Origin of the sequence: Rhizobium leucaenae USDA 9039 (assembly GCF_000426285.1) — a bacterium.
Lineage (GTDB): Bacteria > Pseudomonadota > Alphaproteobacteria > Rhizobiales > Rhizobiaceae > Rhizobium > Rhizobium leucaenae.
This window is the reverse complement of the sequence record NZ_AUFB01000017.1, coordinates 58,905-73,848: the sequence shown is the minus strand read 5'-3', so window position 1 is coordinate 73,848 and position 14,944 is coordinate 58,905. Positions and strand designations below refer to the sequence as shown.

The window sequence follows — 14,944 nt, the reverse complement described above, 5'->3', positions numbered from 1 at the left end:
TGCCGGCAGGAAGGAAAGTACCATGACGAGCAGCCCGTCCGACCCAATCATCCGCTTTGGCGGCCCCGACCAGGCTGAACGTCCGCTCGGGCGCTCGATTGCCCGCGGTTTGCTGAACCGTTGTCCGCGCTGCGGTACGGGAAAGCTCTTTAAGGCTTTCTTGAAACCAGTCGACCATTGTGCCGCCTGTGACGAGGCGCTGTTCCATCAGCGTGCCGACGACCTGCCGCCCTATCTGGTGGTCCTTGTACTCGGCCACGTCGTGGTCGGCGGCTACATGCTGACGGATATGGCTTATCATCTGCCGATCTGGGCGCATCTCGCCATCTGGGCGCCGATTACGGTGATAACTGCCTTGGCAGTCATCCAACCGATCAAGGGCGGCGTCATCGGCCTGCAATGGGCACTGCGGATGCATGGCTTCGGCGGCCATGACGATAGTCCCGAAGAGTGGGATCGGGGAAACGGCCGGTCGTGAACCACATGTTCGAGCTGACATTACCAGCCTTGCCGGCCGGCAGGAGCGGGCGTGCGCAGTTACTCCCTTTGGATGGAACCAGTATCGATCCGCCATATATTCATGATTCGCGGGAATTGCTTGATCTCCAATGGCTTGACATCGGCGGCATTTCTTGTCTGAACATGCCGGGCGTCGAAAGGAGCATTGTGGAGGATATGATCGATCCCATGAAAGCCGACCCGTCACCTGGATTTGGCCGAGCCGTGCCTTTCTATCTCCCGCGTTGCGAACGATTCGTTCGCCACATGCTCTAAGGATCAATTCATGTTTGAACCGACGAACGGCAAGGCCGGTCAAGTCGAAGAAATTCATTGGCCTTCGCTCGTCGCCGCCATTTCGTCCGTTTCCGCCGTCGGCATCGCCATCGGCCTCGGCCTTCCGCTTTTGAGCATCATCCTCGAAAAACGCGGCATTCCCTCGAGCCTGATCGGGCTCAACACGGCCATGATGGGAATCGCCGCGATGATTGCGGCGCTGATCACCACGAAGCTTGCCCACCGATTCGGTGTCGTGCAGACGATGATCTGGGCCGTCGTGCTCTCCGCACTCAGTTCGCTCGGCTTCTATTATGCGGAAAGCCTGCTGCTCTGGTTCCCGCTGCGTCTGATCTTCCACGGGTCCACCACCACCCTCTTCATCCTGTCGGAATTCTGGATCAACGCCGCCTCCCCGCCTTCCAAACGCGGTTTCGTGCTTGGCCTCTACTCCACCGTCTTTTCGCTCGGCTTTGCGGCCGGCCCTCTGCTTTTCTCGCTGGTCGGCAGCGAAGGGCTGATGCCCTTCCTCATCGGCGCCTGCATTATTCTGGCGGCGACAATCCCGATCTTCATCGCCCGCAACGAGAGCCCGATCGTCGACGAGAAGCCGGAGTTGCACTTCATTCGTTACGTTTTCCTGGTGCCCACGGCGACCGCCGCCGTTTTCGTATTCGGCGCCGTGACCGTCGGCGGCGGGTCGTTGTTCACCAGCTACGCGACCCGGCTTGGTTTCAACGAATCACAGGCCGCACTGCTGCTCACCGTGATGGGTGTCGGCAACTTCGTCTTCCAGATCCCGCTGGGGCTGCTTGCCGACCGCCTGCGCGACAAGCGGCCGCTGCTATCGATCATGGCGGCCATCGGGCTGGTCGGCGCGCTTCTGTTGCCCTCGCTGGCCTCGAATTGGATAGTTCTGGCGGTTATCCTGCTGTTCTGGGGCGGCTGCGTCTCAGGCATGTACACGGTCGGTCTCAGTCATCTCGGGACGCGGCTGACGGGCGCTGACCTTGTCGCCGCCAATGCCGCCTTCGTTTTCTGTTATGCAGTCGGCATGGTCCTCGGTCCACCAACGATCGGTACTGCCATGGATTTGGCCAACCCCAGTGGTTTTGCCTGGGCAATCGCTTTTTTCTTTGGACTTTATGTCCTGCTTTCGGCGGTGCGGCTGCTTTTCATGGGCAGCAGGGGTTGACTTTTCGGGCGCGATTTGTAGTTTCGCGCCAGAATTTGCCGTGGACCTCCGCACCGGCCGTCCACGGCTTTCATTTTTCTTAAAGGCAGGACGACCATGGCCAAGGCTACCACCATCAAGATCAAGCTGCTGTCGACGGCCGACACCGGTTTCTTCTACGTCACGACGAAGAACAGCCGTACGATGACGGACAAGATGACGAAGACGAAGTACGACCCGATTGCTAAAAAGCACGTCGAATTCAAGGAAACCAAGATCAAGTAAGTTTCCTAAACTTCTGATTACAAAAGGGCGCAACCGTAAGGTTAGCGCCTTTTTTCTTTTGGCGGCTTTCTTTTCCTGTGCAAAACCTCATGAAGGCATTCGAAAAACAGAGAAGCCTAAAACGCAACTTTCTGATATTAACAAAGAAAAACGCCGCACTTCCTTTGGAAGGCGGCGTTTCGATTTGGGGGTCGGCTAGCCTGCAAAACGGCACGAGGAACCGCTTAAATTTGCTTGCCAGCCGACCGACCCCACGACCCAGGAGATGCGGCGGACCTGAGCATCATGGGGTATTCCCACGCCCTTGCGGGCCTGTCCTTGTACGAGACTAAATTTGCGCGAAATCGAAAGAAAATCAACAAATTCTTAATGATAAAAAATTCTTGTCTTCCCGAATGGTTAAAATTCCTGCCATCATTCCGCTCTGTCGGCCTGAAAAAACAACAATCGGAAAGCGAGTAGATCTCAAAAACAAAGAGGTAACTATCGTAAGCAGGGCAAATTCTGCCTACAGATATTTGGGCGTATTTGCATATTAGAATGACGACCTCTTTCTTCTTGGACTGATTATAGTTTTTCTCCCTATCCACTTCATTTATGGCAAATTTATCACAATAAATACATGATATACATTGGCCATTAACTAACTATAATAAGTATAGTTCTCTGAGACTATTGGAGTAGACTATACAGCCTATTCTCCTGTGGAAATCGGCATGTCCGACTGAGAACAAAGATTACAAATTCGTAATCACTGTTCAAAACCTGGAAAAGCCCATGAATATTCATGGGCCACTACGGCGTCATTTTGATCAGGCAGCCGCCGCGACAACCCGGTTGCGACCACCGTGTTTGGCTTCATAAAGGGCGCGATCGGCCTGCTTCATCAACTGCTCGGGTGTTTCAACCGTCTCCAAACGAGACGAAATACCGAAGGAGGCGGTGACATTGAGCGCAACCCCTGCCTCCCGCAGCGTGAAGGGCATGGTCTCTACGGCAGCACGCAGGCGCTCGGCAACGGAAGCAGAAACCTCCGGCGGCGTGTCCGGCATGACCACCACGAATTCCTCGCCGCCATAGCGGCAGGCCAGATCCGCGCCGCGTACGGTGGAGCGGATACGGGCGGCAAACTCCTTCAGCACTTCATCGCCGGCGTCATGGCCATAGGTGTCGTTCACCTGCTTGAAGCGGTCGATATCGGTAATCAGGACCGAGAGCGGCCGTCCGCGTGTCAGCGAACGGTTGAAGAGGATCTTCAGATGATTGTCGAGATAGCGCCGATTGTTGAGTCCGGTAAGCGCATCGGTGACGGCAAGCTCGATCGTGTGCTGCACGCTTGCACGCAGACGGTCGTTGTAGCGCTTGCGACGGATCTGCGTCAGGCAGCGGGCAACCAGCTCGTTCGGATCGAGCGGGCGGATAATATAGTCGTTGATGCCGAGATCGAGCGCGCGGACGATCATCTCGTCAGCCCCCTGCTCCGTCACCAGCAGCACCGGTAGGAACCGGGTGCGCTCCAGCGAGCGGAGCTGCGAGCAAAGCCTGAGAGGATCGTAGTCATCGAAGTTCGAATTGACGACGACGAGTTCGAACGGCTTTTCCGCAGCCTCGAACAAAGCCGCCTGCGGATCGGAGGTCACCGTCACCTCGGCGATCGGCTTCAGAGCGCGGATGATACGCTCCTGCGAATTGGCGCGGCCGTCCACCAGCAATACATGGCCGTTCTCGTCGGCCCGGCCTTCGCCGATGCGCAGGAGATCGTCAATGCCGAAGTTGCGGGCTGTCTCGTTGCGCATGCGCAGCTCGTCGCTGAGCGTCTTCAGGCGCAGCAGGCTTTTGACCCGCGAAACGAGCTGCAGGTCGTTGACCGGCTTGGTCAGGAAATCGTCGGCGCCGGCCTTGAGCCCGCGCACGCGGTCGGCCGGCTGATCCAGCGCCGTGACCATGACCACGGGAATATGCGAGGTACGCGGGTCGGACTTCAGCCGCTCGCAGACTTCGAAACCATCCATACCCGGCATCATGATGTCGAGCAGGACAAGGTCGACCTGGGTGCTGTCGCAGATGGCGAGCGCTTGCAAGCCGTCCTCTGCCGTCAGCACGTCGAAATATTCGGCCAGCAGCCTTGCTTCAAGCAGCTTTACGTTTGCGGGTATATCGTCAACCACCAGAATACGCGCGGTCATCAGTCTTTCCCCGCGCTCAGGCGTCGCCCAAATAAGTCTTGATGGTCTCGATGAATTTCGGGACCGAGATCGGCTTGGAGACATAGGCTTCGCAGCCGCCCTGACGGATTCGCTCCTCGTCGCCCTTCATCGCGAAGGCGGTGACCGCGATTACCGGAATGACGTGCAGATCGTCGTCCTCTTTCAGCCACTTCGTCACCTCCAGCCCTGAAACTTCCGGGAGCTGGATGTCCATGAGGATCAGATCCGGGCGATGTTTGCGGGCCAGATCAAGCGCTTCCATGCCATTCCGGGTCTGGATCGTCGTGTAGCCGGACGCCTCGATAAGATCGCGAAAGAGCTTCATATTGAGCTCGTTGTCTTCTACAATCATCACCTGCTTAGGCATGGAGAGCTGTCCCTGCATCCGGTATTGCATCCATTCTATGAAAATATAACGTCGCGTGAAATCGATTCCAGAAACACTTGAATCCGACGCTAGCGGCATTTGGTTGAAAAATAGGTAACTTACCCCTCAAAATGCAAAGTAACTTCAAGAACTCGAAGGTGACGGCCGCCGATCCGCAGGAAACCGCGATCGCCGTACTTGGCTGGCTGATCAATGAGCCGGATATGTTCGGCCGCTTCCTGGCGCTCACCGGTGTCGAACCGGCACAGGTGCGCAGCGCCATCAACGAACCCGCTTTCCTGGCAGGCATGCTGGATTTTCTGATGAACCATGAGCCGACATTGCTTGCGTTCTGTGAGGCGAGCGGCATCGCGCCGGAAACGGTTGCTTCCGCCTCGGCGCACTTCTCTCCGCCCGGCCTTTCCTCGGGGGAATATTGACCATGGATGCCCCGATCGAATTGGACACATCGCATGTCCGCCTCGGAGACCGGCCGCTGATCGTCTGCGACGTCGATGACGTTGTGCTGCACTTCTTTGCGCCCTTCCTGATCTTTCTTGACGGGGAAGGCCATGAGTTCCTGCCGCGCTCGTTTCGGCTGACCGGCAATATCATTTCGAAGACGAATGGCGCGGTGCTGGAAGAAAAGGAGGTCCATCGCCTGATCGATGCCTTTTTCGAAGCGCAGGAGCGTTGGCAGACCCCCCTCGATCGGGTCATCGATACTCTCGGCGGCTTCGCCAGGGACGCCGACATCGTCTTTCTCACCGCCATGCCGCCGCAGTTCTCGGCGCAGCGCCGCCGCCTTCTTGATCGGCTTGGCCTCGCCTATCCGCTGCTCGCTTCGCTGCAGCCGAAGGGACCGATCGTGCAGGCATTGCACGGCAAGCGCACCCTGCCCGTCGCCTTCGTCGACGATATGGCGCACAATCTGCATTCGGTCCGCAATCATCTCGCAACCTGCCTTCTCATCAACCTGAGGCCGGATTCGATCGTTCATCGCATGGCGCCGGCTGTCGCGGCCGATATTCCCCAGGCGAACGATTGGGCAGAGGCGGCGCCACTGATCCACGCTCATATCGTCCGCTAAGCGCGTCCGCATCAGAGAACAAGGCGCATCAAGGGGCGCCCGTCCTTTCTTTTGGCGACTTCGGAAAATCCAGCCGCCTCGAATATGTTGAGCGAGCCGACATAGAGGCCGACGGATTTTGATTGTTTCGTCCGTTCGATCGGACAGCCCTCGAGAATACGTGCACCGGAGGCCTTGGCGAAATTCACCGCCTCCGACAGCATACGATGGCTATATCCCTTGCCGCGATCGCGTGAATTCATGAAAAAGCAACTGACGGCCCAAACCGAGCTGTCTTCGGCGTCTTCCGGATCGAGCGGCCGCGACACGGTTTTCGGAGAATTCCACTGCGGCAACTCCGATCGCGGTCCGACCTGCGTCCAGGCCACCGGGCGCTCACCGATATAACCGAGAAGGCCGGGGGGCGGGCCAGCGGCGACGCGCGCTTGCATGAATTCCTTCTTCGCCGCACCATCCATCGTTTTGCGGTCGGATGTCGGAACGCGGAAATGGGTGCACCAGCAGCCGTAACAGGCGCCGCTTGGCCCGAAGAGCGTTTCGAAATCGCCCCAGCGATCCGCGGTCAAAGGTACCGCTTTCAATTCCTCCAACATCTCCTCCCCGCTGTTTTCCGTCTTGAGACTCACGAGCTTAAAACATAAGGTAGCGATGTTCAATTTTTGTTCTATTTTTATGACCAGCGCTCCGCCCGACAAAGTTTCCGGTTTTTGCCGCGATTGCCTGAGCGAGCAATCGGCCGAGCGCGCGCGTTGCCGGGCGTGCGGCAGCCCCCGCCTCGTCTATCACCGCGAACTCTATGGCCTGACGTTGGCCCATATCGATTGCGATGCCTTCTATGCCTCGATCGAAAAGCGCGACAATCCGGATCTGGCCGACAAGCCGGTCATCGTGGGCGGCGGCAAGCGCGGCGTCGTCTCCACTGCCTGCTATATCGCCCGCATTCATGGCGTCCGATCGGCCATGCCGATGTTCAAGGCGCTGGAAGCCTGCCCGCAAGCGGTCGTCATCCGCCCGAATATGGAGAAATATGTCCGCGTCGGCCGCGAAGTGCGCGCGCTCATGCAGGAGCTGACGCCGCTGGTACAGCCGCTGTCAATCGACGAAGCCTTTCTGGAGCTTGAGGGCACGCAGCGCCTGCACCATGATCCGCCGGCCCGCATTCTGGCAAAATTCGTCAAGCGTATAGAAAGCGAGATCGGCATCACCATCTCGGTCGGCCTTTCCTATTGCAAGTTCCTCGCCAAGGTCGCGTCCGACCTGCAGAAGCCGCGCGGCTTTTCGGTCATCGGGCGGCAGGAGGCGCTATCGTTTCTGCAGCCGCGTCCGGTGACCACCATCTGGGGCGTCGGCAAGGCCTTTGCGGCGACGCTGGAAAGCGACGGTATCCGCACCATCGGCCAATTGCAGACCATGGAAGAAGGCGACCTGATGCGCCGCTACGGCGTCATCGGCCAGCGGCTCTTCCGCCTGTCGCGCGGCATCGACGATCGGACGGTGCATCCGAACGAAGCGGCAAAGAGCGTATCGTCGGAAACGACCTTCTTCGACGACATTTCCCGCCATGACGATCTGGTGCCGATCCTGCGCGATCTCTCGGAAAAGGTATCGCGCCGCCTGAAGCGCAGTGGCATTGCCGGGCAGACCGTCGTGCTGAAACTGAAATCGGCCGATTTCAAAAGCCGCACCCGCAACCGTCGCCTGGAAGACCCGACCCAGCTCGCCGACCGTATTTTCCGAATCGGCTTGCGATTGCTCGAACCCGAGACCGACGGTACGAAATTCCGCCTGATCGGCATCGGCGTCACCGACCTCTGCGACGCTGCCCGCGCCGACCCGCCCGATCTCATCGACGAACAGGCGACCCGCCGCGCCGCGGTGGAAGCAGCCATGGACAAGCTCAGGGAAAAGTTTGGAAACAAGACGGTCGAAACCGGCTATACATTCGGTGGCAAGCGCGAAAGCTGAATTACCGCCGGCAGCATGTCCGTCTCTTCGTCAAAAAGTGCCGCGCGATTGGCAATTGCCTGCTCGTAGTTCGGCCTGATCGCAATTGCTTTTTCATAGCTCGCCAGCGCCTCATCCGTGCGCCCCAAACGGCGCAATGCGTTGCCTTTGTTGTTATAGGCAATCGAGTGACTTGGCTCCAGCGCGATCGCGCGGTCATAGCGGACGACGGCGCCTTCGAAATCCCTGACCGCGATGAGAATATTGCCATAAGTGCAATGGGCAGCGGCAGAGTCAGGACGCAGCTCCAGCGCCCGCCCGATCTCGGCCTCCGCCTCCCTGGCCTCGTGCCGCAGCAGCAGGAGTATGCTCAGCCGATGCACCGCATCGAAGTCTCCCGGATTTTCGGCGATAGTGACGCGACATTGCTTTTCCGCCTCGGCGCGATCGACCACTGCTTGGTCGTCCGAGCTGATATCCGTGGCAACATCGGGCGAAATCGCCTGCCAGAGCGTCCGTGATGCCACGACTTCGCGGTAAAGCGACACGGCCTCACCCTGCTCGGGGTCGCTGGCAAGAACCTGCCGGCAGCCGATTTCGGCATCCGCTAGATCGCCAGCAGCATACAGGTTCTTGATGCGGGTAAGCACGAAGGGGATGCAATGCGCGTCCAGCCGCTCGCCCAGGTTCCGTCCCGTCCTTGTGTCTATCCGGTAGCGCTCGATGCGCCGGCTGACGGAGCCGAAAATATACTTGTGTTCATAGTCGCCGGCACCGAGATCGTAGATCCGAAAACCGTTCTCTATCCCCCAGCGGATCGTATAGGCATGCAGTGTCAAGCCCGGGGACAGATCTCGGATCGAGACATCACGAGCACTCAGGAAACAGATCAGGCTCTTGCGAGGACGATCGAGAAGGACGGCGGAAGCGGCTATCGCTATCCCGTCCTGCCAGAGAACCGGCAAAAAAAGATCGCCGCTGCGAAAGCAATCCGGCAAAACCGACCGCGAATTGTCGAGGATGTAGCGCATATAGCCGGTATTGTGCGATCCCCACTGCTTTTCCCAAAGGCTCAGCAGCGTCGCCAAGTCCTTTTCGATGGTCGTTGCGTCGGCATGCGTCATCCGCAGTGCCACCGGGCCCTCCATCGTTCGCAGGCAGCGGCGAATATTGCGCCGGGTCCGCCGATGCAACTTCTCGAAAAGGAACGAATCGAAATCCGCAGGCAGCGTCACATGGACGTGGATTTCCGGATCGATCCGTTCGGCCGCATCCGAAATCTGCACCGGGCGCTTTATCCTGTCGCCGACAAAATCCGCCGGCGGAAAGCGCGCCAGGAAGGACTCGATACGCAGGGATGATCGATCGATATCGTCGAGATGCAGACTGCTCCAATGAAGGGTGCGAATGTGATCAGCGAAAGCTGAGACAGCAGCGTCGGCATAGGCCGGATCGCAGAGAATACCCGTACAGGGGGCAAAATAGGAGCCGCCCATGACGATGGTGTTGTAGAAGCCTTTGCCCCGGTCGAGCCCCGTGCCGAGCTGGATCGGGAAGAAGGCCACATAGGCGCCACCGTCACCTTCCCTTGCTGCCAGCACGAGCCAAGGCAGGGAACGAGAAGCAAACCAGCTCGACATCCAGGTCCAGGACAAGAAACAATGCGCTTCCGGGTCGATCTCATAGATCCGATCCCAGTTGTCTTGCAGCCCCCGCAGATCTTCCAGATTTTCGATCACGTCCACATGCATGTCGAATGCCCGCCCCACTCCGCATCCTACAATTTAAGATTTGCATAAAATATTTTCTGTCGCAATTGCGCCTATCGGACAGGCCGTTGCTGATGCAACGGTACAAAAGTAGGCAGGGGGACGGCTCGCCTGCAAGTCTTCCTTAAACTTCGAAGTCTAACCTGCGGCGATACGAGTATTGCGTTTTGGTATGTGTATATGAAGCCGCGTTTCCTTTTCGGGCTTGGCCTGCTGTCGGCCACAGCTCTCGTTCATCCTGCCTACGGCGCGGAAGATGCCCGGACATTGCAGATCGTCGTATCGAAGGACCGGCAATCGCTCGCCGTCTATGACGGCGACAAAGTGGTGGCGACATCAAAGGTTTCGACCGGCAAGCGCGGTCATACGACGCCGAGCGGCATCTTCTCCATTCTGGAGAAGGAGATCTATCACGAGTCCAATCTCTATTCGGCGTCGCCGATGCCCTTCATGCAGCGGCTGACCTGGTCCGGCATTGCCCTGCACGAATCCAACTCTGTGCCGAACTATCCCGCCTCGCACGGCTGCGTTCGCATGCCCAAAGCCTTTGCCAAGATGCTCTACCAGATGACGGAACGCGGCGTGCATGTCGTCATCGCCGACCAGCCGCTGGTGCCGCAACCTTTCGAACATGCCATGCTGTTCCAACCCGAAGTCGCGCCCGCCGCTGCCCTGTTCTCCGATATCGAACTGCGCCCGTCGACGGCAGCCTTCCTGCCGCAGGCGCAGCCGGTGCAGGTCGCCACAAACGATGTCGCTTCCCTGCCCATGCCGCAGGCCATACAGGCACCATCAGTCGATCAGGCTCCACTCGGCATCCTCATCACCCGCCGGGGTCTGCGGGAAAATGTCCGCGATCTGCAGGGCATTTTGAATGATATGGGTTTTGCGACCGGCACGCCAGATGGCATGCTCGGACCAGCGACGGTGCAGGCAATTGAGGATTTCAAAAAGGCTCACAACATCACGGCATCGGGCGGGCTCGTCAGCCCGGCACTGATGAAGGCTGTCTATGCCCTCGCCGGCAAGGGCGAGCCGCCGAACGGTGAAATCATGGTACGGCAGAATTTCAAGCCGCTGTTCGAAGCGCCTGCCATCATCGCCGAGCCGCAGGAAGCTCTAGGGACGCATTTCTTCACCGCCCATACGATCGACAAGGTGAACGGCAAGGCGGATTGGTTCGGCGTGACGCTGGAGGATGATCTTTCCAGGGATGCGAAAAAGCGTTTCGGCATTACCAGCGAGGAACAGGCGGAATCCCTCGACGCCGCCGACCGTGCGCTCGATCGCATCACCATACCCGATGACGTCAGGCGCAAGATCCGGGACCTACTAACCGCAGGGTCCTCGCTGACGATTTCCGACACCGGCATCGGTCCGGAAACCGGCAACGGCACCGATTTCATCACCATCACCAACCGCGGCGCGCTCGGAAAAAGCGGCTAAAGCGCACCGCGATCTCTAGGATTCGCTCGCGCTTTAGGTCTTTGAAATTGCGCATGTCGTTATCGCAAAACCGCTGCACTTTTGCGCGACATGCTTTAGACAAGCTCGACGTCGATCACGCCGGGCGCGGTGCGCAGCGCGGCTGCGATTTCCGGCGTGATGCGGTATTTCTCCGGTAGCGCCACCTCCACCTCGCGCTTGCCCTCTTCCTTGATGACGATGAAGGAGACCAGGCCGTCGCCCTTGGCATTGAGGTGGGCGGCCACCGCCTTCAGCGGACCGGAATCTCGGACATAGACCCGCAGCGCCTTTTGCATCTGCAGCGACTTTTCCTCCAGCGACTGCGCTGTTTGCAGGCGCAAACTGATGCCTTCCGGCCGCTCGTCCGCCTGCGCGGTGATCACGAAGGATTTGCCGACTTCCAGCACGTCGCGATATTGATTGAGCACTTCCGAGAACAGCACGGTCTCGAACTGGCCGGAGGCATCGGAGAAAACGAAGATGCCCATCTTGTTGCCGGTGCGCGTCTTGCGCTCCTGCTTGGAAATGACCGTGCCGGCCAGGCGGCCGTTGCTCGCCCCCTGCTTCACCGCCGCCGAGAAATCGGCAAAGGTCTGCACGCGCATCTTGTTCAGCACGGTCTTATAGGTGTCAAGCGGATGGGCCGTGAGGTAGAAGCCCAGCACCTGGAATTCGCGCAGCAGCCGCTCCGAGGCGAGCCACGGGGTGAAAGGCGGGAATGAGATCTTCTCAGGTCCCGAGGCAGCGCTTCCGAACATGTCGGACTGACCGCTTCGCTTGTTTTCCTGCGCGACTTGCGCATAGCCCATGACCCGGTCCAGCCCGCCGATCAGTTGCGCGCGGTCGATATCGAAACAGTCGAAGGCGCCGGCGCAGATCAGGCTTTCCAGCACGCGGCGATTGATCTGCTTCGGATCGATGCGCAGGCAGAAATCCTCGATGCCGGCAAAAGGCTGGTCGCCGCGCACCTCGACAATGTGGTCGACTGCGGATTCGCCGACGCCTTTGATCGCGGCCAGCGCGTAGTAGATGCGATTCTCGCCCGTTTCGAAATGGCGGAACGAGGTCTGGATTGACGGCGCGATGACTTCGATGCCGAGGCGCTTGGCATCCTGGCGGAAGTCGTTGACCTTTTCGGTATTCGCCATATCGAGGGTCATCGAGGCCGCGAGGAATTCCACCGGATAATGCGCCTTCATATAGGCGGTCTGGTAGGAGACGATGGCGTAGGCGGCGGCGTGCGATTTGTTGAAACCGTAGTTGGCGAACTTGGCGAGCAGGTCGAAAATGACGTCCGCCTGGCCTTTCGATACGCCATTCTTGATGGCGCCGTCGACGAAGCGTTCGCGCTGCTGGTCCATCTCGGCCTTGATCTTCTTGCCCATGGCGCGGCGCAGAAGATCGGCTTCGCCGAGCGAATAGCCTGAGAGGACCTGGGCGATCTGCATCACCTGCTCCTGATAGACGATAACGCCCTGCGTCTCTTTCAGGAGATAGTCGATCGTCGGATGGATCGATTCGATCTCTTCTTCACCATGCTTGCGGGCATTGTAGACCGGGATGTTTTCCATCGGGCCCGGACGATAGAGGGCCACCAGCGCGATGATGTCCTCGATGCAGTCGGGACGCATGCCGATCAGCGCCTTGCGCATGCCCGCACTTTCCACCTGGAACACGCCGACCGTTTCACCGCGCGAGAGCATGTCGTAGGTCGTCTTGTCGTCGAGCGGTATGCTGGCGAGATCAAGCGTAATGCCGCGCTTGGCGACGAAATCGACGGCTGTCTTCAGGACTGTCAGCGTCTTCAGGCCGAGGAAGTCGAACTTCACCAGACCGGCCTGCTCCACCCATTTCATGTTGAACTGGGTGACCGGCATGTCGGAGCGCGGGTCGCGATACATCGGCACCAGCTTCGACAGCGGCCGATCACCGATCACGATCCCGGCGGCGTGCGTCGACGCGTGGCGATAGAGGCCTTCGATCTTTTGGGCGATATCGAGCAGACGGGCAACGACCGGTTCCTTGTCGGCCTCCTCCTGCAGACGCGGCTCCTCCTCGATCGCCTTGCTGAGCGGTGTCGGATTGGCGGGGTTGTTCGGCACCAGCTTGCAGATCTTGTCGACCTGGCCATAGGGCATTTCCAGCACGCGGCCGACGTCGCGAAGGGCGGCGCGCGCTTGAAGAGAACCGAAAGTGATGATCTGCGCCACCTGCTCGCGACCGTATTTGGCCTGGACATAGCGGATCACCTCTTCGCGGCGATCCTGGCAGAAGTCGATATCGAAGTCCGGCATCGAGACGCGTGACGGATTGAGGAAGCGCTCGAACAGCAGCGAGAAACGCAGCGGATCGACGTCGGTAATCGTCAGCGCATAGGCGACGAGCGAGCCCGCACCCGAGCCACGGCCTGGCCCGACAGGGATATCGTGCTGCTTGGCCCATTTGATGAAGTCCGCGACGATCAGGAAGTAGCCGGGGAATTTCATGCGCTCGATAACGCTGAGCTCGAATTCCAGCCGCTCGCGATAGTCGTTCTCCGCATAGCCCGATGCCATGCCAAGCGAGGCGAGACGCCGGTCGAGACCTTCGACCGCCTGGGCGCGCAATTCAGCCGCCTCGGCGCGCTCGGCCTCCTCCGGATCGTCGGTGGCGCCGGTGAAGCGCGGCAGGATCGGCTTGCGTGTCTTCAGCACGAAGGAGCAGCGCCGGGCGATCTCAACGGTGTTTTCCAACGCTTCCGGCAGGTTGGCGAAGAGCTTCGCCATGTCGGCGCGGCTCTTCAAATAATGATCCGGCGTCAGGCGAAAGCGGGTATCGTCCGAGACGATGGCATTGTGGGCAACCGCCATGAGCGCATCATGGGCATCGTAATCATCTCGCGTCGGGAAGAAGGCCTCGTTGGTCGCGACCAGCGGCAATTCGTGCTCATAGGCGAGCGCGATCATCTTCTGTTCGTGGCGGCGATCGTAGGTGCCGTGACGCTGCAATTCGACATAAAGGCGGTCGCCGAACAAGCTCTTCAGTGTCAGCAGTCGCGACAGCGCCTGCGGCGCGTGGCCTTCCTTCAACGCCATATCGACCGGACCGCCGAGCGAACCGGTGAGCGCGATCATGCCTTCCGTGCCGATCTCCTTCAGCCAGGAGGCGGTGATATGGACAGCCTGATTGCCTTCGCCGCCGAGATAGGCGCGGCTGACGAGATCGACCAGCCGCTCATAGCCCCGCTCGGTGGCGGCGAGCAACACGATGGACGGCAGCTTGGCAAGCGCATGTTGCGGCCCGCGCTTTTCGCCCTCGACACCATCTTCCATGTCGATCGACACCTGGCAGCCGATGATCGGCTGCAGGCCCTCATCCATCGCCTTCTGGGAAAACTCCAGTGCGATGAAAAGGTTGTTCGTATCGGTGATGGCGATAGCCGGCTGATTGTCGCCGGCCGCCTTGGCGAGGATCTTCTTCAGCGGCAATGCGCCTTCAAGCAGCGAATAGGCGGAATGGACGCGAAGATGCACGAATTCCGGCGTATCTCCAACCGGCGCACCCGTTGCGCCGCCGCTGCTCACCATATCCGCCATCATATGCCCTTCCGCATGCCCAAATGAATCGGCTGCATTGTCGGCATAGCGGGCGATAAAGTCCAGAAGTTGACCTCATGATTCACGGGCGCATCGCGAGGCCCGTGGGGATAAGCTTCACATCGCCATCATGATGAGGGAAAAGCTGGCGACAAACATGACGATGGAGGTGAATGCTGCAACGTCTCGAATGATATCGGTCATTTACGCGCTCCTTACTCGTTATGTTTCTTATTTGTTCTATTTATGTTCGAGAGTCAATAGCTGCATCAATAAATTTCATGATCAGTAT

Annotated in this window: 13 protein-coding genes; 8 read left to right on the top strand and 5 right to left on the bottom strand. The window is 59.0% G+C overall.

The genetic code is table 11. The features are described 5' to 3' along the window. Positions 1-22: 22 nt before the first annotated feature. From K290_RS0123015 to rpmG, 4 genes are all read left to right on the top strand, one after another. Complete coding sequence (locus K290_RS0123015) at positions 23-478, top strand: DUF983 domain-containing protein (protein ID WP_028754038.1); 456 nt, start codon at positions 23-25, stop codon at positions 476-478. Next, on the top strand, positions 475-774 hold the full coding sequence (locus K290_RS0123010; RefSeq protein ID WP_154668652.1) for a hypothetical protein: 300 nt from the start codon (positions 475-477) through the stop codon (positions 772-774). The genes K290_RS0123015 and K290_RS0123010 overlap by 4 nt, the downstream gene beginning before the upstream one ends. Positions 775-784: 10 nt before the next feature. Next, positions 785-1,969, top strand: a complete 1,185-nt coding sequence (locus K290_RS0123005) for an MFS transporter (RefSeq protein ID WP_028754036.1) — start codon at positions 785-787, stop codon at positions 1,967-1,969. 96 nt (positions 1,970-2,065) lie between these two features. After that, the gene (rpmG, locus tag K290_RS0123000) at positions 2,066-2,233 is read left to right on the top strand and encodes a 50S ribosomal protein L33 (protein WP_003587245.1); all 168 of its coding nucleotides are present in this window, start codon (positions 2,066-2,068) and stop codon (positions 2,231-2,233) included. Between the two features lie 812 nt (positions 2,234-3,045). Here the strand turns inward: rpmG and K290_RS0122995 are convergent. Next, positions 3,046-4,419, bottom strand: a complete 1,374-nt coding sequence (locus K290_RS0122995; protein WP_028754035.1) for a PleD family two-component system response regulator — start codon at positions 4,417-4,419, stop codon at positions 3,046-3,048. Between the two features lie 16 nt (positions 4,420-4,435). Continuing rightward, entirely contained in the window at positions 4,436-4,807 is a 372-nt protein-coding gene (locus K290_RS0122990; protein WP_028754034.1) for a response regulator, read from the bottom strand. 131 nt (positions 4,808-4,938) lie between these two features. Here K290_RS0122990 and K290_RS0122985 point away from each other — a divergent pair, with 131 nt between their 5' ends. Beyond that, a complete protein-coding gene (locus tag K290_RS0122985; RefSeq protein WP_028754033.1) occupies positions 4,939-5,247 on the top strand; it encodes a DUF3572 domain-containing protein in 309 nt (102 codons plus the stop codon). A gap of 2 nt (positions 5,248-5,249) precedes the next feature. Then, entirely contained in the window at positions 5,250-5,897 is a 648-nt protein-coding gene (locus tag K290_RS0122980; protein ID WP_028754032.1) for a hypothetical protein, read from the top strand. Between the two features lie 11 nt (positions 5,898-5,908). On the opposite strand, the gene K290_RS0122975 is transcribed toward K290_RS0122980, so the two are convergent. Next, positions 5,909-6,490, bottom strand: a complete 582-nt coding sequence (locus K290_RS0122975) for a hypothetical protein (protein ID WP_028754031.1) — start codon at positions 6,488-6,490, stop codon at positions 5,909-5,911. 79 nt (positions 6,491-6,569) lie between these two features. On the opposite strand from K290_RS0122975, the gene K290_RS0122970 reads away from it, so the two are divergent. Beyond that, positions 6,570-7,862 (top strand): DNA polymerase IV, encoded by a 1,293-nt coding sequence (locus tag K290_RS0122970; protein ID WP_028754030.1) that lies wholly within the window; start codon positions 6,570-6,572, stop codon positions 7,860-7,862. Here the strand turns inward: K290_RS0122970 and K290_RS0122965 are convergent. Beyond that, positions 7,832-9,610, bottom strand: a complete 1,779-nt coding sequence (locus K290_RS0122965; RefSeq protein ID WP_245276624.1) for a GNAT family N-acetyltransferase — start codon at positions 9,608-9,610, stop codon at positions 7,832-7,834. The genes K290_RS0122970 and K290_RS0122965 overlap by 31 nt on opposite strands. A gap of 180 nt (positions 9,611-9,790) precedes the next feature. Here K290_RS0122965 and K290_RS0122960 point away from each other — a divergent pair, with 180 nt between their 5' ends. Further along, positions 9,791-11,056 carry a L,D-transpeptidase family protein gene (locus K290_RS0122960; protein WP_028754028.1) on the top strand — a complete coding sequence of 422 codons (1,266 nt, stop codon included), beginning with the start codon at positions 9,791-9,793 and terminating at the stop codon, positions 11,054-11,056. Positions 11,057-11,151: 95 nt separating this feature from the next. Here K290_RS0122960 and dnaE read toward each other — a convergent pair whose 3' ends face one another. Further along, a complete protein-coding gene (gene dnaE, locus K290_RS0122955; protein WP_028754027.1) occupies positions 11,152-14,652 on the bottom strand; it encodes a DNA polymerase III subunit alpha in 3,501 nt (1,166 codons plus the stop codon). Positions 14,653-14,944 lie beyond the last annotated feature (292 nt).

What these genes read in the sequence shown, in the direction of transcription:
- K290_RS0123015 (WP_028754038.1), top strand. Translation starts at nt 23, where the DNA reads ATGACGAGCAGCCCGTCCGACCCAATCATCCGCTTTGGCGGCCCCGAC.
- K290_RS0123005 (WP_028754036.1), top strand. Translation starts at nt 785, where the DNA reads ATGTTTGAACCGACGAACGGCAAGGCCGGTCAAGTCGAAGAAATTCAT.
- rpmG (WP_003587245.1), top strand. Translation starts at nt 2,066, where the DNA reads ATGGCCAAGGCTACCACCATCAAGATCAAGCTGCTGTCGACGGCCGAC.
- K290_RS0122995 (WP_028754035.1), bottom strand. Translation starts at nt 4,419, where the DNA reads ATGACCGCGCGTATTCTGGTGGTTGACGATATACCCGCAAACGTAAAG.
- K290_RS0122990 (WP_028754034.1), bottom strand. Translation starts at nt 4,807, where the DNA reads ATGCCTAAGCAGGTGATGATTGTAGAAGACAACGAGCTCAATATGAAG.
- K290_RS0122985 (WP_028754033.1), top strand. Translation starts at nt 4,939, where the DNA reads ATGCAAAGTAACTTCAAGAACTCGAAGGTGACGGCCGCCGATCCGCAG.
- K290_RS0122980 (WP_028754032.1), top strand. Translation starts at nt 5,250, where the DNA reads ATGGATGCCCCGATCGAATTGGACACATCGCATGTCCGCCTCGGAGAC.
- K290_RS0122975 (WP_028754031.1), bottom strand. Translation starts at nt 6,490, where the DNA reads ATGTTGGAGGAATTGAAAGCGGTACCTTTGACCGCGGATCGCTGGGGC.
- K290_RS0122970 (WP_028754030.1), top strand. Translation starts at nt 6,570, where the DNA reads ATGACCAGCGCTCCGCCCGACAAAGTTTCCGGTTTTTGCCGCGATTGC.
- K290_RS0122960 (WP_028754028.1), top strand. Translation starts at nt 9,791, where the DNA reads ATGAAGCCGCGTTTCCTTTTCGGGCTTGGCCTGCTGTCGGCCACAGCT.
- dnaE (WP_028754027.1), bottom strand. Translation starts at nt 14,652, where the DNA reads ATGGCGGATATGGTGAGCAGCGGCGGCGCAACGGGTGCGCCGGTTGGA.